This window comes from Pseudomonas sp. HLG18 (genome assembly GCF_051903985.1).
GTDB lineage: Bacteria > Pseudomonadota > Gammaproteobacteria > Pseudomonadales > Pseudomonadaceae > Aquipseudomonas > Aquipseudomonas fluorescens_BT.
Map to the genome: position 1 here is coordinate 788,307 of NZ_CP195831.1, position 17,744 is coordinate 806,050.

At 60.8% G+C, this 17,744-nt stretch carries 19 protein-coding genes; 16 read left to right on the forward strand and 3 right to left on the reverse strand.

The window, feature by feature from the left end:
- The first annotated feature begins 10 nt into the window (after positions 1 to 10).
- The 4 genes from ACSPX5_RS03775 (at position 11) to mtnC (ending at position 3,104) form a co-directional block, all read left to right on the forward strand.
- A complete protein-coding gene (locus ACSPX5_RS03775) occupies positions 11 to 1,156 on the forward strand; it encodes an MFS transporter (RefSeq protein ID WP_169429526.1) in 1,146 nt (381 codons plus the stop codon).
- Positions 1,153 to 1,779, forward strand: coding sequence for a methylthioribulose 1-phosphate dehydratase (locus tag ACSPX5_RS03780; protein ID WP_169429527.1), 627 nt, complete (start codon positions 1,153 to 1,155; stop codon positions 1,777 to 1,779). Before ACSPX5_RS03775 ends, ACSPX5_RS03780 begins: the two co-directional genes overlap by 4 nt.
- A gap of 91 nt (positions 1,780 to 1,870) precedes the next feature.
- Positions 1,871 to 2,416 (forward strand): 1,2-dihydroxy-3-keto-5-methylthiopentene dioxygenase, encoded by a 546-nt coding sequence (locus tag ACSPX5_RS03785; RefSeq protein ID WP_085710649.1) that lies wholly within the window; start codon positions 1,871 to 1,873, stop codon positions 2,414 to 2,416.
- A 4-nt stretch (positions 2,417 to 2,420) separates the two neighbouring features.
- Positions 2,421 to 3,104, forward strand: coding sequence for an acireductone synthase (gene mtnC / locus ACSPX5_RS03790; RefSeq protein WP_439820969.1), 684 nt, complete (start codon positions 2,421 to 2,423; stop codon positions 3,102 to 3,104).
- Positions 3,105 to 3,182: 78 nt separating this feature from the next.
- Here the strand turns inward: mtnC and ACSPX5_RS03795 are convergent, their stop codons facing one another.
- Both ACSPX5_RS03795 and ACSPX5_RS03800 read right to left on the reverse strand, forming a co-directional pair.
- On the reverse strand, positions 3,183 to 3,461 hold the full coding sequence (locus ACSPX5_RS03795; RefSeq protein ID WP_039769924.1) for a DUF3509 domain-containing protein: 279 nt from the start codon (positions 3,459 to 3,461) through the stop codon (positions 3,183 to 3,185).
- A gap of 75 nt (positions 3,462 to 3,536) precedes the next feature.
- Complete coding sequence (locus ACSPX5_RS03800) at positions 3,537 to 3,851, reverse strand: hypothetical protein (protein ID WP_169429530.1); 315 nt, start codon at positions 3,849 to 3,851, stop codon at positions 3,537 to 3,539.
- On the opposite strand from ACSPX5_RS03800, the gene ACSPX5_RS03805 reads away from it, so the two are divergent.
- From ACSPX5_RS03805 to ACSPX5_RS03850, 10 genes are all read left to right on the forward strand, one after another.
- The gene (locus ACSPX5_RS03805; protein ID WP_169429531.1) at positions 3,850 to 5,688 is read left to right on the forward strand and encodes a long-chain-acyl-CoA synthetase; all 1,839 of its coding nucleotides are present in this window, start codon (positions 3,850 to 3,852) and stop codon (positions 5,686 to 5,688) included. The two genes, ACSPX5_RS03800 and ACSPX5_RS03805, sit on opposite strands and share 2 nt — an antisense overlap.
- Positions 5,689 to 5,785: 97 nt before the next feature.
- Entirely contained in the window at positions 5,786 to 6,304 is a 519-nt protein-coding gene (locus ACSPX5_RS03810) for an ankyrin repeat domain-containing protein (protein ID WP_169429532.1), read from the forward strand.
- Positions 6,305 to 6,393: 89 nt separating this feature from the next.
- Positions 6,394 to 6,924 carry a hypothetical protein gene (locus ACSPX5_RS03815; RefSeq protein ID WP_011333215.1) on the forward strand — a complete coding sequence of 177 codons (531 nt, stop codon included), beginning with the start codon at positions 6,394 to 6,396 and terminating at the stop codon, positions 6,922 to 6,924.
- A 71-nt stretch (positions 6,925 to 6,995) separates the two neighbouring features.
- Positions 6,996 to 7,187 carry a PLDc N-terminal domain-containing protein gene (locus ACSPX5_RS03820; protein ID WP_003223221.1) on the forward strand — a complete coding sequence of 64 codons (192 nt, stop codon included), beginning with the start codon at positions 6,996 to 6,998 and terminating at the stop codon, positions 7,185 to 7,187.
- Positions 7,188 to 7,322: 135 nt separating this feature from the next.
- Positions 7,323 to 8,198 (forward strand): polyamine aminopropyltransferase, encoded by an 876-nt coding sequence (gene speE / locus ACSPX5_RS03825; protein ID WP_007959983.1) that lies wholly within the window; start codon positions 7,323 to 7,325, stop codon positions 8,196 to 8,198.
- Positions 8,199 to 8,414: 216 nt separating this feature from the next.
- Positions 8,415 to 8,648: a hypothetical protein gene (locus ACSPX5_RS03830; RefSeq protein ID WP_007959980.1), complete on the forward strand. Its 234-nt coding sequence runs from the start codon at positions 8,415 to 8,417 to the stop codon at positions 8,646 to 8,648.
- A gap of 207 nt (positions 8,649 to 8,855) precedes the next feature.
- Complete coding sequence (locus ACSPX5_RS03835; protein WP_169429533.1) at positions 8,856 to 9,203, forward strand: ribonuclease E inhibitor RraB; 348 nt, start codon at positions 8,856 to 8,858, stop codon at positions 9,201 to 9,203.
- Between the two features lie 477 nt (positions 9,204 to 9,680).
- The gene (locus ACSPX5_RS03840) at positions 9,681 to 11,090 is read left to right on the forward strand and encodes a circularly permuted type 2 ATP-grasp protein (protein WP_039769936.1); all 1,410 of its coding nucleotides are present in this window, start codon (positions 9,681 to 9,683) and stop codon (positions 11,088 to 11,090) included.
- Between the two features lie 12 nt (positions 11,091 to 11,102).
- Positions 11,103 to 12,053: an alpha-E domain-containing protein gene (locus tag ACSPX5_RS03845; protein WP_096822958.1), complete on the forward strand. Its 951-nt coding sequence runs from the start codon at positions 11,103 to 11,105 to the stop codon at positions 12,051 to 12,053.
- Complete coding sequence (locus ACSPX5_RS03850; protein ID WP_007959971.1) at positions 12,050 to 12,859, forward strand: transglutaminase family protein; 810 nt, start codon at positions 12,050 to 12,052, stop codon at positions 12,857 to 12,859. Before ACSPX5_RS03845 ends, ACSPX5_RS03850 begins: the two co-directional genes overlap by 4 nt.
- A gap of 14 nt (positions 12,860 to 12,873) precedes the next feature.
- On the opposite strand, the gene ACSPX5_RS03855 is transcribed toward ACSPX5_RS03850, so the two are convergent.
- Positions 12,874 to 13,701, reverse strand: a complete 828-nt coding sequence (locus ACSPX5_RS03855; RefSeq protein ID WP_439822000.1) for a c-type cytochrome — start codon at positions 13,699 to 13,701, stop codon at positions 12,874 to 12,876.
- A 583-nt stretch (positions 13,702 to 14,284) separates the two neighbouring features.
- Between ACSPX5_RS03855 and ACSPX5_RS03860 the strand changes: the two genes are divergently transcribed.
- Together ACSPX5_RS03860 and ACSPX5_RS03865 are read left to right on the forward strand one after the other, a co-directional pair.
- Positions 14,285 to 15,490 carry an acetyl-CoA C-acetyltransferase gene (locus ACSPX5_RS03860; protein WP_169429535.1) on the forward strand — a complete coding sequence of 402 codons (1,206 nt, stop codon included), beginning with the start codon at positions 14,285 to 14,287 and terminating at the stop codon, positions 15,488 to 15,490.
- Between the two features lie 17 nt (positions 15,491 to 15,507).
- Positions 15,508 to 17,652, forward strand: coding sequence for a 3-hydroxyacyl-CoA dehydrogenase NAD-binding domain-containing protein (locus ACSPX5_RS03865; RefSeq protein ID WP_439820970.1), 2,145 nt, complete (start codon positions 15,508 to 15,510; stop codon positions 17,650 to 17,652).
- The last annotated feature ends 92 nt before the right edge of the window (positions 17,653 to 17,744 follow it).

Sequence of the window (17,744 nt, forward strand, 5' to 3'; positions counted from 1 at the left end):
CGGTCTGACCGTGGCGGCGCTCCCGTACTGGCGGCTGTCCAGTTTCTATCTGTTCTATTTCGCCTTGCTCGGCTCGACGGCGCCGTTTCTGGCGTTGTACTTCGATCACCTCGGATTCAGCGCCGCACGCATCGGCGAGCTGGTGGCGATCCCCATGCTGATGCGCTGCGTGGCGCCGAACATCTGGGGCTGGCTCGGCGACTACAGCGGCAGACGACTGGCCATCGTGCGCTTCGGCGCGGTGTGTACGCTGCTGACTTTCTCGCTGATTTTCGTCAGCAAGACTTACGCCTGGCTGGCGATGGTCATGGCGTTGCATGCGTTCTTCTGGCACGCGGTGTTGCCGCAATTTGAAGTCATCACCCTGGCGCATCTGCAAGGTCAGACTTCCCGCTACAGCCAGATTCGGCTGTGGGGTTCCATCGGTTTTATCATCACCGTGGTGGCGCTGGGGCGATTGTTCGAATGGCTCAGCCTCGACATTTACCCGGCGGCGCTGGTGCTGATCATGGCCGGCATCGTGCTCAGCAGTCTGTGGGTGCCGAATGCGCAGCCGCCTCAGGGCAACCGGCCGACGGGCGAGGGTTTTCTCAAGCAGTTGCGCAGTCCCGGGGTGCTGGCGTTCTACGCTTGCGTGGCGCTGATGCAGATGAGTCACGGGCCGTATTACACCTTTCTGACCTTGCACCTCGAGCGATTGGGTTACAGCCGTGGCGTGATCGGCATGCTCTGGGCCGTTGGCGTGGTGGCGGAAGTGCTGATGTTCATGGCGATGAGCCGGATCCTTGCGCGTTTTTCCCTTCGCCGGGTGCTGATGGCAAGTTTTCTGCTGGCGGCGCTGCGCTGGTTGCTGCTAGGTTCATTCGCCGAATTCCTCTGGGTGCTGCTGTTCGCCCAGGTGCTGCACGCCGCGACGTTCGGCAGCTTTCATGCCGCTGCCATCGCGTTCGTGCAACGTAGCTTCGGCGCGCGCCAGCAAGGGCAGGGCCAGGCGTTGTATGCCGCACTGGCCGGCACTGGCGGCGCGCTCGGCGCGTTGTATTCCGGCTACAGCTGGAATGCCCTCGGTGCGACATTGACCTTTAGTATTGCCAGTCTCGCAGCGCTCGCCGCTGCCGTTATCATTGCCATTCGAATGCAAGAGGACAGGCCATGAGCCTTACCCGTGAACAGCTTGCCCAGCAAATCGTCGATGCCGGGCGTTTTCTTTATGGTCGCGGCTGGTCGCCGGCCACCAGCAGCAACTATTCGACGCGCCTGTCGCCGAGCGAAGCGCTGTTGACCGTGTCCGGCAAGCACAAGGGTCAGTTGGGGCCGGACGATGTACTGGCCACCGATCTTTGCGGCAACAGTCTGGAACCGGGCAAAAAACCGTCCGCCGAAACCCTGCTGCACACCCAGCTGTATAGCTGGCGCCCGGAGATCGGTGCCGTGCTGCACACCCACTCGGTAAACGCCACGGTGCTGTCGCGCCTGACGCCCGAAGACTTCATCGAGTTCGAAGACTACGAACTGCAGAAAGCCTTCAGCGGCATCTCGACCCACGAATCCCGGGTGCGAGTGCCGATCTTCGACAACGATCAGGACATTGCTCGCCTCGCCGCCAAGGTGCAGCCTTGGCTCGACGCCCATCCCGATTGCGTGGGTTATCTGATACGCGGCCACGGTCTCTACACCTGGGGCGCGCAGATGAGCGACGCGTTGCGCCAGATCGAGGCCTTTGAATTTCTGTTTGAATGCGAGTTGAAGACCCGCAGCGTCATGAACCGCCAAGGCTGACTTCACCAGAACCAGCCCATTTGCCTGATGAATGCACTGCCCGACCGGTCTGAAAGAACCGGACGGCAAGGCCGATACCGAGGAATGCCCCATGAGCAGCCTGTCCGTCTATCACGTTTCCAGCCCCGAGATTCCGAACAAGGTGCTGACCCATTTCGAAGACATCGCCTCGACCCTGGCCGAGCAGGGCGTGCGCTTCGACCGTTGGCAAGCCGCCGCGAAGATCCAGCCCGGCGCCAGCCAGGAAGAAGTGATCGGTGCTTATAAAGAGCAGATCGACAAGCTGATGACCGAACGCGGTTACATCACAGTCGATGTGGTCAGCCTCAACAGCGATCACCCGCAAAAGGCCGAGTTGCGCGCCAAGTTCCTCGAAGAACATCGCCATGGCGAAGATGAAGTGCGTTTCTTCGTCGCCGGTCGTGGCCTGTTCACCCTGCACATTGACGATTACGTCTACGCCGTGCTGTGCGAGAAGAACGACCTGATTTCGGTACCCGCGGGCACCAAACACTGGTTCGACATGGGCGAGAACCCGCATTTCGTGGCGATCCGGCTGTTCAACAACCCTGAAGGCTGGGTTGCCAACTTCACCGGCGAAGACATCGCCGGCCGCTTCCCGCGTCTGGAGGACTGAGGCGATGTCGATCAAGGTCATCCTCACCGATATCGAAGGCACCACCAGCGCGGTGAGTTTTGTGTTCGACGTGCTGTTTCCGTATGCCGCCAGACACCTGCCGGACTTCGTTCGCCAGAACGCCGCACGTGCAGACGTTGCCGGGCAACTGGACGCTGTGCGCCGTGACAGCAACGAACCGCAGGCCGATGTTGAACGGGTCGTGGACATTCTGCTGGCCTGGATTGCCGAGGATCGCAAGGCCACGCCACTGAAGGCGTTGCAAGGCATGGTCTGGGAGCAGGGTTATCAGGCCGGGCAGTTGAAGGGCCATGTTTACCCGGACGCTGTCGAAGCGCTACAGCGCTGGCATCAGGCCGGGTATCAACTGTTCGTGTATTCGTCCGGTTCGATCCAGGCGCAGAAGCTGATTTTCGGCTGCTCGGAAGCAGGGGATCTGACACCGTTGTTCAGCGGCTACTTCGACACCACGTCGGGGCCCAAGCGCGAAGCGCAGTCGTACAGCAATATCCAGCAAGCCATCGGGGTCGAGCCACAGGAGATCCTGTTCCTGTCCGACATCGTTCAGGAACTCGACGCCGCCCAGGCCGCCGGTCTGCAAACCTGCGGCCTGGCCCGTGAGGGCGGGGAGCTGGCAGGGCATGTGACCGTCGACAGCTTTACCGGGATTGAGCCGGAAGCGTTCTGAGCTCACACAATCGACGGGCAAAAAAAACAGGCCGTGAAGCGAAAGCTCCACCGCCTGTTTGTTTATGCGGTGCCCGGATTACATCGAGTGATAGGTCGGCAGGGCAAAACGCTGCTGACTTTGCAGCATGCCGATCTGCGGCAGCTCGCTGGCTTGTTCCGCCAGATCACGACGAATCGCGCTGATCGCCCACGACAGTTGATCGCCGGTGTGCAATTGCTGATAGGTCAACGCACGCTTGAATACTTTGCCGTCGGCACTCTTCAGTGTCAGCAGGATTCCGCCATCGGGACGTGGCTGAGTAGTGACGGCGAAGTTGGAGAACAGGGAAGTAAATTTTTCTTGGATCAGGTTCATGTCTTTCAGCTCCGTATGCACTTGAATGGCAAGCATGCGGAGGGAGTTGCAGCGATTGTGCCAGTATTTTCGATTTTAAAAATCCATATAAATCAATAAGTTATAAATCTCGTTAATTTCGGGTGTCGTGCAATCTGCATGAATGGCCATCGTGCATCCTGCATTTTGCGGGATCATGGTCGATCCGATGGAACCATTCCCTCCGGCAGCAATCACGTTTCGCCTCGTAGCGTTGGCGGATACAAAACATTGCAAAAACCGCGTGTACAGCCCGAGAAGCCCTGACGTATTTTCGGCCTCGACCCTCGCTCGAGAAGCGCCGGTTGTCTCACCCGATTGCCCGACAATAAAAATCCGGCCTGCACGCCAAGGTCGAACGGGAGCTGCCATGCGCCACGCGCCTAGCGACACGATTACCTGGGGCATGATGCTCCGCAAACTGCCGATGATCGCCAAAGCCATTCCTCGGGTGGTGAAAGGCATGAAGGTGGCCAACGTCAAGGATCCGACCCAAACCTGTGGCCTGGGCTGGACATTCGAACAAGCGACCCTGCGCAATCCCGATGGCCCCGCGCTGCTGTCGGGCGAGGTGGTGCTGAGTTATTCACAGGTCAACCAGTGGGCCAACCGCATCGCCCACTACCTGATCGGGCAGGGCATCGGCAAAGGCGATGTGGTGGCGGTGTTCATCGAAAACCGCCCGGAACTGCTGGTGACGATTCTGGCGCTGGCCAAGGTCGGCGCCGTCAGCGCGCTGCTCAACACGTCGCAGACCCGCGACACGCTGATCCACAGCATCAATCTGGTGGCGCCGGTGGCGATCGTCGTCGGGGAAGAATTGCTGCCAGCCTTCGCGGCGGTGCGCGAGCAAGTGACGATTGCGCCGGTCCGCACCTGGTTCGTGGCGGATCAGGACACTTTCAGTCACCCGGGCATCGCCCCGCAGGGTTACACCAATCTGATCAGTGCCAGCGCCGACGCACCTGTCGACAACCCGGCCAGCAGCCGGCAGATCTTCTTCGATGACCCGTGCTTCTACATCTACACCTCCGGCACCACCGGCTTGCCCAAGGCCGGGGTGTTCAAGCACGGACGCTGGATGCGCAGTTCGGCAAGCTTCGGCATGATCGCCCTCGACATGCGCCCGGACGACATCGTCTATTGCACTTTGCCGCTGTATCACGCCACCGGGCTTTGCGTGTGCTGGGGATCGGCGGTCAATGGCGCGTCGGGCTTCGCGATTCGCCGCAAGTTCAGCGCCCGGCAGTTCTGGAACGACGTGCGTCGCTACCGCGCAACCACCATCGGTTACGTCGGTGAGTTGTGCCGCTATCTGGTGGATCAGCCGGTCAGCAGCGATGACAGCCGCCATGACGTGCGCAAGATGATCGGCAACGGTTTGCGGCCCGGTGCGTGGGCCGAGTTCAAGACCCGGTTTGCGGTGGATCACATCTGTGAACTGTACGCGGCCAGCGACGGCAATATCGGCTTCACCAACATCCTCAATTTTGACAACACCATCGGTTTCTCGCTGATGGCCTGGGAGCTGGTCGCCTATGACCAGGACAGCGGTGAACCGATTCGCGGTGCCGACGGCTTCATGCGCAAGGTCGATCGGGGCGAGCGGGGTCTGTTGCTGGCCCGGATCGACGACAAGGCGCCGCTGGACGGCTACACCGATCCGCAAAAAACCGCCAAGGTCGTGCTGCAGGACGTGTTTGCCAAGGGGGATCGCTTCTTCAACACCGGCGACCTGCTGCGCAACATCGGTTTCGGTCATGCGCAGTTTGTCGACCGCCTCGGTGATACCTACCGCTGGAAGGGCGAGAACGTCTCGACCACCGAGGTCGAGAACCTGCTGCTCCAGCATCCGCACATTTCCGAAGCCGTGGCCTATGGCGTGGAAATCCCCAACACCAATGGCCGCGCCGGCATGGCGGCGATCACCCCGGCCGAGTCGCTGGCGACCCTGGATTTCGCCGAACTGCTGGCCTTCGCCCGCCAGCGCATGCCGGCCTATGCCGTGCCGTTGTTCTTGCGGGTCAAGGTGAAGATGGAAACCACCGGTACCTTCAAATATCAGAAGACGCGCTTGAAAAACGAAGGTTTCGATCCCGGCCTGACGGGCGATGATCCGATTTATGCCTGGCTGCCAGGGACCGAAACCTACGTGCAGGTCACGGATGAAATCCTTGCCGACATCCGGGCAGGCAAGTACCGCTATTGATATTGGCTATCGGCAGCCTTGGAAAAAAGGGGATGACAGCTATCGCCGCGCTCGGGAAACTATCGGCTTTCCGATTGACCGAAAGTGGAGTTGCCCCATGTCCGACCAAAGCCGCCAGATGACCCCCGAAGAAGCTGCCGAATTCACCGAGCAGGTATTCAACAAGGCGCGCGAGGGCGATGCGGTGATGCTGGATCGCCTGATTACTGCCGGTCTGCCGGTGAACCTGACCAACAGCAAGGGCGACACCTTGCTGATGCTCGCCAGTTACTACGGCCATGTGGACGCGGTGCAAGTGCTGCTCAAGCACAAGGCCGATCCGGAGCAACGCAATGGCAACGGCCAGAGCCCGATTGCCGGCGCGGCGTTCAAGGGGGATCTGGCCGTGGTCAAGGCTCTGGTCGAGGGCGGGGCGCAGATTGAAGGTGCCTCTTTCGACGGCCGCACGGCGCTGATGATGGCGGCGATGTTCAACCGGGTTGAAATCGTCGACTACTTGATCGACCAGGGCGCCGATCCGAAAGCCACGGATGCCAATGGCGTCACCGCCCTGGACGCCGCCCGGACCATGGGCGCCGTGGACACCACCGCGCAGCTGGAAAAACTGCTGGGCTGAAGCCGCTGGCCGGAACCCGCTCTGTGGCGAAGGCGAGAATGCGCTATCCTTCGCGCCCTCAAAATTCCCTTCGCCACAGGATCCGCCCCATGAAAGCCGCACTCGCCGAACTCATCAGCAAAATCAGCTCCGGCTGCATGGGCGAAGACGAGATTCTGAAAGTCGCGGATGAAGCGGCACAGGCCTACGCCGATGCAGACGCTTTTCTGACCGCCAACCCGGACATCAACTACGACGACACTTTCCCGATTCCGCTGGGTGAGTGGGTGGTGGTCGGCAGCCTGCCGGAGACCGTGCTGTTCCAGGCCGACACCTACGTTGATCTGTTCGCGCAGATCGTTGCTTCGTTCGGCCCGGGCGTCGAGTTCAACCTCAAGCCCAAGCAACTGGCCAAGACCGAAGCGCTGACCGCGCTCAACCGCATCCAGGTGCAGATGAGCAGCCTGAACAAGGAAAACGGCGGCTACACGCTGATGAACTTCAGCCAGTTGCTCGACGACGAGCTGCAAGTGGTGCTGGTCTACGGCAACGATGTGCCGCGAGTGCTGGAACTGTGTGCCGAAGTCGGCATCGCCGCTGCGCCGTCGCTGGAAGCCCTGAAGGTCGCCGTGCACGTCTGAACGCAATAAAAGGGAACCCTGCGCGCGACCGTCTATCCTAAAAGTGCATGCCACTATTCTGGAGCGACACCATGGGTTCCACGTTCAACGGCCTGATCGGCCTGATCATTCTTGCCCTCGATATCTGGGCGATCATCAACGTGCTGAAGAGCGGCGCCGAGACCGGGATGAAAATCCTCTGGGTGCTGTTGATCATCCTCCTGCCGGTGCTGGGCCTGATCATCTGGGCGATTGCCGGGCCGCGGGGCAATGTGCGGATCTGACCGTTCGCACCAAGGATTGCGCGGGGCCGATGAACTGAGGTTCGACCTGTCATCTTCGGCAACGTAGAATGCGCGCCTTTCCCGGGCAATCGAACCTGACGATTGGCGCCCGCGCATTCATCGGAGCACTTCACCATGACCGTCACCAAGACCAGCGAATACCTGGAAACCCTCTACGAAGGCTACGGCCAGCGTTTTCGCATGGAAAAACTGCTGCACGAAGTGCGCACCGAGCACCAGCACCTGGTGATCTTCCAGAACCCGCGCATGGGCCGGGTGATGGCGCTGGACGGCGTGATTCAGACCACCGAAGCCGATGAGTTCATCTACCACGAAATGCTCACGCACGTGCCGATCCTCGCCCACGGCACCGCCAAACGCGTGCTGATCATCGGCGGTGGCGACGGCGGCATGCTGCGCGAAGTGACCAAGCACGCCAGCGTCGAGCACATCACCATGGTCGAGATCGACGGCACCGTGGTCGATATGTGCAAGGAATTCCTGCCGAACCACTCCAAAGGCGCGTACGACGACCCACGCCTGAACCTGGTGATCGACGACGGCATGCGTTTCGTCGCGACCACCACTGAAAAGTTCGACGTGATCATTTCCGACTCCACCGACCCGATCGGCCCGGGCGAAGTGCTGTTCTCGGAAAACTTCTACCAGGCCTGCCACCGCTGCCTGAACGAGGGCGGCATCCTCGTGACCCAGAACGGCACGCCGTTCATGCAGATCGAAGAAGTGAAAACCACCGCCGGCCGCCTGCGTAGCCTGTTCCCGGACTGGCACTTCTATCAGGCGGCCGTGCCGACCTACATCGGCGGTTCGATGACCTTCGCCTGGGGCTCGACCAACCCGGCCTACCGCAAGCTGAGCCGTGAGGTTCTGCAACAACGCTTCATCGGCAGCGGCATCGTCACCCGTTACTACAACCCGGAAATCCACATCGGCGCCTTCGCCTTGCCGCAATACGTGCTGCAAGCGGTAAACAAGCCAAGCAACGACTAAAAGCACTGTAAACCCCCTGTGGGAGCGGGCTTGCTCGCGAAGGCGTCTTATCATTCAACGTAGAGTTGACTGGTCGTTCGCTTTCGCGAGCAAGCCCGCTCCCACATGGATAGCTTTTTTTTCATGTTCGGCGGATGTAAACCTTTTGAACGATCAATCCTGACAAAAGTCGAGATAGATGTAAGCCCATTTGCGGGTTTGTTCGAGGAGGCTCCGATGTCAAAGTGGAAAGTCACTTTCGTGGACGATCACGGTGAAACGATCGACGAAGTCTTCGAGTGCGAGGAATGCCCCAGCCATGAACGGGCAGCCCGCCTCATCAAGGAACGATTGCTGCCGGTCGCCGCCGAGCTTGACCTGAACGATCTGGAAGGGCGCACCGCCGATGCCGGCGTAAAAAGCCTGAAAACCCAGAACAGCATCGAAATCCGCAGCATCACCCCAATCTGAATCTTCATTTTCTTCATGTACCAGGCCTTGGCAGCGGCTCTATCTTGGGGCTACTCTGCAAGCGAGATCAGCGAAAGGATCGCTAAGGTCTGGTCTTGTCAGCTACATGCTTGTTTCCCGCGTGCAACCACGTTGCCGAAGTACTTAGGCCAAAGGCCCGGGGCGGGAATACGGAAAGTCTATCCATCTATGCGAGGGGGACGATTCATGAGCACAGCCTATCAAGAAGACATCAGCAGCAACGTACTGCGCCGCATGAAAGAAGGCGGTTTCGATTTTTCCCGATTCCATCCCATCGAGTTCTACGCCATTTTCCCGGACGAGGAGCGGGCGCGCAGGGCGGCAGGCAAATTTCGCGGTGAATCCATCAATGCCCAGGTCAGTGCGCGCGACGACGGCGCGTGGTCCCTGGAATTGAGCAAGGTCATGTACGCAACCTACGACGACATTGGCGATTTCGAGCAGGGCTTTTCGGCGGTGGTCGAGCCCTTGGGCGGTATTATCGAAGGCTGGGGCGTGAAACAGGAGATCCGCAACCGGCACCGTTTGAACTGATCACTCTCGCAACACGTCGAGCAACGGCTGACCTTCGGGTCGGCCGTTGTCGTTTCTGTCTCCTGAACGCTCCATGGCAAAACCCTGAAACAAGAATCCGGCGCAAAAAAAAGCCACCTGAGGGGGTGGCTGAAAGGGAAGACCGGAAGGAGAGGGAACCGGTCAGGGTTACGGTCGGGAGGGCTGCCGAGGCAAGCCGGATCAGTGAGGCTGCGTACTTCGTCAGCGACGTTTTTGCAGCGGATGCGCGGATTATCCGCAGCCGGCGCCGGGCAGTGAAATCAACTCTGACTATGCTGGTGATAGGCGACGGGACTGCGTCGCAATGAAGCGGGGGCGATCAGGTTGGGGCATTTGCCGCACAGGAATGGTGCGGTGCGTGTGGCGTGAATATCCAACCGATTGAAATCAAAGCGTTTATGCCGATGGCACGGGCCTTGCGAAGGCCTGTATGTCCGGAGTGACAAGGAGTACGGCATGATCCGCACCTATTTTGATGAGATGTACGATGCCGGCGGCCAGATCCGCCCGCATTACCGGGAGTTTGCCCGCTGGCTGGCCGAGACACCTGACGAGCTGCTGGCCCAGCGGCGACGCGAGGCCGATCTGCTGTTCCATCGCGCCGGGATCACCTTCACGCTCTACGGGGACGAGCAGGGGACAGAGCGTCTGATTCCCTTCGACACCATTCCGCGCAGCATTCCGGCCAGTGAATGGCGGATCGTCGAGCGCGGCTGTATTCAGCGGGTCAAGGCGTTGAACATGTTCCTCGCCGATCTTTACCACGAGCAGCGCATCATCAAGGCCGGGATCATTCCTGCCGAGCAGGTGCTGGCCAACGAGCAATATCAGTTGGCGATGCAGGGGCTGGATCTGCACCGCGATATCTATTCGCACATCTCCGGCGTCGATCTGGTGCGCGACGGCGACGGCACCTATTACGTACTCGAGGACAACCTGCGTACGCCCAGCGGCGTGAGCTACATGCTCGAAGACCGCAAGATGATGATGCGCCTGTTCCCTGAACTGTTCGCGGCCCAGCGCATCGCCCCGATCGACCATTACCCGAACCTGCTGCTCGACACCCTGAAAAGCTCAAGCCCGATCGACGACCCGAGCGTCGTGGTGCTGACGCCGGGCCGGTTCAACAGCGCGTTTTTCGAGCATGCGTTCCTGGCCCGGGAAATGGGCGTGGAACTGGTCGAAGGCGCCGATCTGTTCGTGCGCGACGACAAGGTCTTCATGCGCACCACCGACGGCCCGAAAGCGGTGGACGTGATCTACCGCCGGCTCGACGACGCGTTCCTCGACCCGCTGGCCTTCCGCCCGGATTCGATGCTCGGCGTACCAGGGCTGCTGTCATCGTATCGCTCCGGCAATGTAGTGCTGGCCAATGCCATCGGCACCGGCGTGGCGGACGACAAATCGGTGTACCCGTTCGTCACCGAGATGATCCGTTTCTACCTCGACGAAGAGCCGATCCTGAAGAACGTGCCGACCTGGCAATGCCGCAACCCGTCTGAACTTTCCCATGTGCTGGCCAATCTTCCGGATCTGGTGGTCAAGGAAACCCAGGGTTCCGGCGGTTACGGAATGCTCGTGGGGCCGGCGGCGACGACCGCGGAAATCGATGCGTTCCGCGAGCGGATCAAGGCCAAGCCCCACGCGTACATCGCGCAACCGACGCTGTCGCTGTCGACCTGTCCGACTTTTGTCGAAAACGGCATTGCGCCGCGCCACATCGACCTGCGCCCGTTCGTATTGTCCGGTCGTGAAACCCGGGTCGTACCCGGCGGTTTGACCCGTGTCGCCCTGCGTGAAGGCTCTCTGGTGGTGAATTCATCCCAGGGCGGCGGAACCAAGGACACCTGGGTGGTCGAGGATTGAAGGAAGCCTGCCATGTTAAGTAGAACTGCCTCGGATCTGTACTGGATGTCGCGTTACCTGGAGCGGGCGGAAAACCTCGCACGGATGCTCGATGTCAGCTATTCGCTGTCGCTGATGCCGCAGGACGGCCGTGGCGACGGTTTGCACGAACTGGCGATGCCGTTGCTGATCACCGGCACGCTGGACGATTACCTGGAACGCCACGGCGAATTGCATGCCGAGCGATTGCTGCACTTCTTCGCCCTCGACGCGGCTAATCCGGCGAGCATCTACAGCTGTCTCGGCGCGGCGCGAGCCAGCGCCCACGCGGTGCGCGGGCGAATCACCGCCGACATGTGGGAGAACATCAACGCCACCTGGCTGGAGATTCGCGGGATCGCCAATCAGGGCCTCAGTCGCTACGGCATGAGCCGTTTCTGCGAGTGGATCAAGGAGCGTTCGCACCTGTTTCGGGGCGCGTCCTACGGCACCATCATGCGCAATGACGCGTTTCGTTTCATTCGCTTGGGCACCTTCATCGAGCGGGCGGACAACACCTTGCGCCTGCTGGACGCCCGTTACGAAATGGCTGGCGATCAGGCGGAAGCTGTCAGCGACGGCACCGCCCATGCCTATTACCAATGGAGCGCCTTGTTGCGAGCCTTGTCATCGTTCGAGGCCTACACCGAGATCTACCGCGACGCACCTGGCGCCCGGCATGTGGCCGAGCTGCTGTTGTTGCGCGCCGACGTGCCGCGTTCGCTGCGGGCCTGCACGGAAGAGATCGACCAGATTCTCGCGCAACTGCCGGGGGCCAACGGTCGTCCTGCGCAACGGCTGGCGGCGGAAATGGACGCACGCCTGCGCTACACCGGTATCCACGAAATCCTCGAGGAAGGGCTTCACGCCTGGCTTACCGAGTTCATCCCGCTGGTGCGCCAGTTGGGCAACGCCATTCACAGTTCCTACCTGGAGGCCGCATGAGACTTTCCATCAGCCACGAGACCACCTATCACTACGAAGATCAGGTGCGGGCGAGCATCCAGTACCTGCGCCTGACACCTCACGACAGCGAGCGTCAGCATGTGCTGAGCTGGCAGCTCGACCTGCCGCGCCCGGTACGCGCCCAGCTCGATCCGTTCGGCAACATCCTGCATGTGCTGACCATGGACGAGCCCCATGAAGCGATCATCATCGGCGCCCGTGGTCAGGTCGATATCGACGAGTTGCGCGAGGCGGAGCATGAGAGCCAGTCGGCATTGCCGTTCCTGCGTTTTACCCGGCTGACCGAGGCTGACGAGGCATTGCGGGCGTTTGCCGAGAAATCCTGCAAGCAGCGACGGGACCGCAATGCACTGATCGACCTGATGCATGGGCTGAACCAGCACATGACGTACAAGCCGGGCGCCACCGAAGTCGACACCAGCGCCGCCGAGGCGTTTGCCGGGCGGGCGGGTGTTTGCCAGGATCATGCCCACGCGTTTCTCGCCTGCGCGCGCAGTCTCGGTGTGCCGTCGCGCTATGTGTCGGGCTATCTGTACAGCGAGGACTGCGAGCATCTGGCCAGCCACGCCTGGGCCGAGGCCTGGATCGATGACGCCTGGTACAGCTTTGACGTGACCAATGAACTGGCGCGGCCGGAGCGACATCTGAAACTGGCGGTGGGGCTGGATTACCTCGACGCCTGCCCGGTGCGGGGCATGCGCCGGGGCGGCGGGTCAGAGCAGATGCACGCGAAAGTGCTGGTGTCGCCGACACCCGCGCCAATCATTTCGGTGCAGCAGCAGTAAACGGCGTAGCTGGCTTACTGGCCGGGCGCAACCTTGCGCCCGGCCATGTGCTGCAAATACCCGATCAGTTTCTGCAGATCCGCATCCGGCAACACCTCGGCGGAAAACCCCGGCATTTTCGCCTGCGGCCACTGGCGCAAACTCTGCGGATCGCGGATGTAGCGCTTGAGGAAGTCCGCGCCGAAATACTCGGTCGGGTTGTAGGGAATATTCAGGTCAGGCCCGAACTGCGCATCGCCCGCGCCATTCAGGCGATGGCAGGCCAGGCAGTTCTTCTGGAATAGCGCAAACCCCTGATTCACCGGGTCGTCGGCCTTCAACGCAGGATCCGGCAGCAGGGCAGGGAAGCGCTCGGCCACCGGCGCCATACGCTTGATGCTGGCGACTTCGAACGGCCATTGTTCCGGGCTGATTTTGCCGGCCTGGGGATCGGTCCACACCAGATAGAACGGGCCGGCGCTGTGCTTGCCTTCCGACAGCGGCGGCCATGGGTGGGCCGGGTCTTCGATGGCCAGCCAGGCGCGGGAACCTTTGGTGTTGAGCAGCGGTGCAGCGGCCAGCTCGGCGGCGAAACCGTCCAGTGCCACCGCCTGCAGGTGATCTTGCGGTTTGATCCCGGTCAGCAATGCGGCCACGGGTACGGCGCGATAGGTCATGTCCTTCTTGTAGGACACATCATTCTTGATCGTGAGGGTTTGTACCTGAGGATGCTTGAGCAATTCCTCGGTCTGCCAGGTGCGGCTGTTCGCGCCCAGCTCCAGATTCAGCTGTGCGGCAGACAGGGGCAGGCTCAGCAGCATGGCCCCAAAGAGAATGAGCGTTTTCAATTGATCGCCGTCCATGTCGTGGAAGTGCGTAAAGGTTGGCACAGCCACGCTGGCCCGGGTAGCGGGCCAGTCACATTTTCAGTGGCGATACGCAATACCTGCCGCTTGAATCAGCCGATGACCTTGGTCAGATTCGGCAATATCAACAGCAGCGTCGTGGCGAAAAGAATGAGCCCTGCTTGACGAACTTTCGGTTGTTTGAACATGGCTTGACCGCCTTTATTGTTATTTCCTGATGCCTGCCTGCATGTCCATGATGGCAAGCGCTGCACTTCCTGTTGAAGAACGCCTGCCTCGGCAAAACCCGACGACAACGACGTACATGTTCACCTTAGGGCCCGCGTCACGCTTGGCTTAGATCCATTTCATATGTATTTGCTGCTGAACGCGATTAAAAAGGCATGAGGCCCATTGCCAGCTTCTTTGCCGCCCTTTTGCTAGACAGCTTGGCGACCTGAACCGGTTAACCTGGCCGGGAATGACCGTCCGTCTGAGCGTGCGCGTCAACGTCATTGAGCGCTGTGGTCATTGATTCCGAAAGCCCCCCGGCCAAGAGTGGAGGCACGAATTTCACTCACCGCACAGGTTCGAGAACGTCATGACCCAAGCTTTGATTTTCGACGCGTTACGCACGCCCCGTGGCAGGGGCAAGACCGACGGTTCGCTGCACAGCGTCAAACCGGTGAACCTGGTGGCCGGGCTGCTGACCGCGTTGCAGGCGCGCACGGCGCTGGACACCAGCCAGGTCGATGACGTGGTGCTCGGCTGTGTCACGCCGATTGGCGATCAAGGTTCGGACATCGCCAAGACCGCCGTGCAGGTGGCCGATTGGGACGTCAGTGTCGCTGGCGTGCAGATCAACCGGTTCTGCGCCTCGGGCCTGGAAGCGGTAAACCTGGGGGCAATGAAAGTGCGCTCCGGGTTCGAAGACCTGGTGGTGGTCGGCGGCGTCGAATCCATGTCCCGCGTGCCGATGGGCAGCGACGGCGGCGCCTGGGCGCTGGATCCGCAGACTAACCTGCACAGCCATTTCACCCCTCAAGGTGTCGGTGCCGACCTGATCGCCACCCTTGAAGGCTTCAGTCGTCAGGACGTCGATGCCTACGCGCTGCACTCGCAACAGAAAGCGGCGCGCGCCCGGGCCGACGGATCATTCAACAAGTCGTTGGTACCGGTGCAGGACCAGAACGGCATCATCCTGCTCGATCATGATGAGTTCATTCGCGCCGAGTCGACCCTCGAAGGTCTGGGCAAACTCAAGCCGAGCTTCGAGATGATCGGCCAGATGGGCTTCGACGCCACGGCACTACGCGTCTACAGCCATGTCGAGCGAATCAACCATGTGCACACGCCGGGCAACAGTTCGGGGATTGTCGACGGTGCGGCGCTGATGTTGATCGGCTCCGAGGCCAAGGGCCGGGCACTGGGCCTGCAACCCCGGGCGCGGATTGTCGCCACGGCGGTCACCAGCACCGACCCGACCATCATGCTCACCGGCCCGGCGCCGGCCACTCGCAAGGCGCTGGCCAAAGCCGGGCTGCGGGTCGAAGACATTGATCTGTTCGAGGTCAACGAGGCGTTTGCCTCGGTGGTACTCAAATTCATCAAGGACATGGCCGTCGACCCGGACAAGGTCAACGTCAACGGCGGCTCGATTGCGATGGGCCATCCGCTGGGCGCCACCGGTTGCGCAATTCTTGGCACCTTGCTCGATGAACTGGAAGCCCGGCGCCTGCGCTATGGCCTCGCGACGCTGTGCGTCGGCGGCGGCATGGGCATCGCGACCATCATCGAACGCCTCTGACCCCAAGGAACCTTGTCATGACCCAAGCCATTCGTTACGAAAAAGGTCAGGACGGCATCGTCCTCTTGACCATCGACATGCCAGGCCAGAGCGCCAACACCATGAACGCGGTGTACCGCGCGGCCATGGCTGAAAGCGTCGCCCGTTTGCAGGCGGAAAAAGATGACATCGCCGGGGTGATCATCACTTCGGCCAAGAAAACCTTTTTCGCCGGCGGCGACCTGAATGAATTGATCAAGGTCGGCAAGCCTGAAGCCAAGGCTTTCTACGACATGGTGCTGACCCTGAAGAGCCAGTTGCGCACCCTGGAAACCCTCGGCAAACCGGTGGTCGCGGCGATCAACGGCGCGGCGCTCGGTGGCGGCTGGGAAATCTGTCTGGCCTGCCACCATCGAGTGGCGCTGGACGATGCGTCGGTGCAACTCGGCCTGCCGGAAGTGACCCTTGGCCTGTTGCCGGGCGGTGGTGGAGTGGTGCGCATGGTGCGTATGCTCGGCATCGAAAAAGCCCTGCCATATCTGCTCGAAGGCAAGAAAGTCCGTCCGCAGCAGGCGTTGCAGGCGGGGCTGATTGATGAGCTGGCAGCGGATCGCGATGAGCTGCTGGCCAAGGCCCGGGCCTGGATTCTGGCCAATCCTGCGGCCGTGCAGCGTTGGGATGTGAAGGGTTATCAGATTCCCGGCGGCACGCCGTCAAACCCGAAGGTTGCACAGATGCTGGCGATTGCGCCGTCGATCCTGCGCGCCAAAACCCAAGGCACTCTTCCGGCACCGGAGAAGATTTTGTGCGCGGCGGTGGAAGGCGCGCAGGTGGATTTCGACACCGCGCACCTGATCGAAACCCGTTACTTCACTGAGTTGACCACCGGCCAGATCTCGAAAAACCTCATCGGCACGTTCTGGTTCCAGCTCAATGAAATCAATGCCGGCGGTTCGCGTCCGCAGGGTTTTGCACCTTATGCGACGAAGCGTGTGGGCGTGCTCGGCGCCGGGATGATGGGGGCGGGAATCGCCTATGTCAGCGCTGTGGCCGGGATCGACGTGGTACTCAAGGACATCAACCTTGCCGCCGCGCAAAAGGGCAAGGCGCATTCGGCGGCGCTGCTGGACAAGAAAGTTGCTCGCGGGCAAATGTCCTCGGAGCAGCGTGAAGCGGTGCTGGCGCGTATCCACCCGACCGAAAGTGATGCCGATCTGGCGGGTTGCGATCTGATCATCGAGGCGGTGTTCGAGGATCGTCAACTCAAGGCCAAAGTCTCGGCGGCGGCGCAGCAGGTGACTGGCGCCGACGCGGTGATTGCCTCCAATACTTCGACCTTGCCCATCACCGGGCTGGCGGCTGCGGTGCCGGATCAGAGCAAATTCATCGGCCTGCACTTCTTCAGCCCGGTGGAAAAAATGCCACTGGTGGAAATCATCAAGGGTGCGCAAACCAGCGACGAAACCCTCGCACGCGGGTTCGATTTCGTACTGCAAATCAAGAAAACGCCGATTGTGGTCAATGACAGTCGCGGCTTCTTTACCTCACGGGTGTTCGGCACTTTCACCAACGAAGGCATCGCCATGCTCGGTGAAGGCGTCAGCGCGCCGATGATCGAGACCGAAGCGCGCAAGGCCGGCATGCCCATCGGGCCGCTGGCGATCTCTGACGAAGTTTCCCTCAGCCTGATGAGCCATATCCGTCAACAAACGACCAAAGACTTGCAAGCAGAAGGGAAACCGCTGATTGAGCACCCGGCGTTCGCCGTGATTGACTTGCTGCTCAACGAATACAAGCGGCCGGGCAAGGCAGCGGGCGGCGGTTTTTATGAGTACCCAGCGGGTGGGCAGAAACATCTGTGGCCCGAACTGAAAGCCCGTTTCGAGAAAGCCGACGGGCAGATTTCGCCCAAGGATGTGCGTGATCGACTGCTGTTCGTGCAGGCCATCGAGACTGTGCGTTGCGTAGAGGAGGGCGTGCTGACTTCGACGGCGGATGCCAACGTCGGTTCGATCTTCGGCATCGGCTTCGCGGCCTGGACGGGCGGCGCGTTGCAGTTCATCAATCAATATGGCGTGAAGGATTTCGTCGCGCGGGCGCAGTACCTGGCGGAGCAGTACGGCGAGCGTTTCGCACCGCCAGCCTTGTTGCTGGAAAAAGCTGCGAAGGGCGAGTTGTTCTAACGGGGCGAGGACGCATTTCGGGGCTTGCCTTGCCGGGTGGTTTCAAGGCAGGCTCTGAGCTGTGCATTATTCCCATCACGTGTCAGGTATTT

Excerpts from the sequence above, each read along its gene's own strand:
- ACSPX5_RS03855 (WP_439822000.1), bottom strand. The coding sequence starts at position 13,701 with ATGGACGGCGATCAATTGAAAACGCTCATTCTCTTTGGGGCCATGCTG.
- ACSPX5_RS03810 (WP_169429532.1), top strand. The coding sequence starts at position 5,786 with ATGTCCGACCAAAGCCGCCAGATGACCCCCGAAGAAGCTGCCGAATTC.
- ACSPX5_RS03865 (WP_439820970.1), top strand. The coding sequence starts at position 15,508 with ATGACCCAAGCCATTCGTTACGAAAAAGGTCAGGACGGCATCGTCCTC.
- ACSPX5_RS03795 (WP_039769924.1), bottom strand. The coding sequence starts at position 3,461 with ATGAACCTGATCCAAGAAAAATTTACTTCCCTGTTCTCCAACTTCGCC.
- ACSPX5_RS03835 (WP_169429533.1), top strand. The coding sequence starts at position 8,856 with ATGAGCACAGCCTATCAAGAAGACATCAGCAGCAACGTACTGCGCCGC.
- ACSPX5_RS03860 (WP_169429535.1), top strand. The coding sequence starts at position 14,285 with ATGACCCAAGCTTTGATTTTCGACGCGTTACGCACGCCCCGTGGCAGG.
- ACSPX5_RS03800 (WP_169429530.1), bottom strand. The coding sequence starts at position 3,851 with ATGGCAGCTCCCGTTCGACCTTGGCGTGCAGGCCGGATTTTTATTGTC.
- ACSPX5_RS03820 (WP_003223221.1), top strand. The coding sequence starts at position 6,996 with ATGGGTTCCACGTTCAACGGCCTGATCGGCCTGATCATTCTTGCCCTC.
- ACSPX5_RS03845 (WP_096822958.1), top strand. The coding sequence starts at position 11,103 with ATGTTAAGTAGAACTGCCTCGGATCTGTACTGGATGTCGCGTTACCTG.
- ACSPX5_RS03785 (WP_085710649.1), top strand. The coding sequence starts at position 1,871 with ATGAGCAGCCTGTCCGTCTATCACGTTTCCAGCCCCGAGATTCCGAAC.
- speE (WP_007959983.1), top strand. The coding sequence starts at position 7,323 with ATGACCGTCACCAAGACCAGCGAATACCTGGAAACCCTCTACGAAGGC.
- ACSPX5_RS03830 (WP_007959980.1), top strand. The coding sequence starts at position 8,415 with ATGTCAAAGTGGAAAGTCACTTTCGTGGACGATCACGGTGAAACGATC.
- mtnC (WP_439820969.1), top strand. The coding sequence starts at position 2,421 with ATGTCGATCAAGGTCATCCTCACCGATATCGAAGGCACCACCAGCGCG.
- ACSPX5_RS03840 (WP_039769936.1), top strand. The coding sequence starts at position 9,681 with ATGATCCGCACCTATTTTGATGAGATGTACGATGCCGGCGGCCAGATC.
- ACSPX5_RS03805 (WP_169429531.1), top strand. The coding sequence starts at position 3,850 with ATGCGCCACGCGCCTAGCGACACGATTACCTGGGGCATGATGCTCCGC.
- ACSPX5_RS03815 (WP_011333215.1), top strand. The coding sequence starts at position 6,394 with ATGAAAGCCGCACTCGCCGAACTCATCAGCAAAATCAGCTCCGGCTGC.
- ACSPX5_RS03850 (WP_007959971.1), top strand. The coding sequence starts at position 12,050 with ATGAGACTTTCCATCAGCCACGAGACCACCTATCACTACGAAGATCAG.
- ACSPX5_RS03780 (WP_169429527.1), top strand. The coding sequence starts at position 1,153 with ATGAGCCTTACCCGTGAACAGCTTGCCCAGCAAATCGTCGATGCCGGG.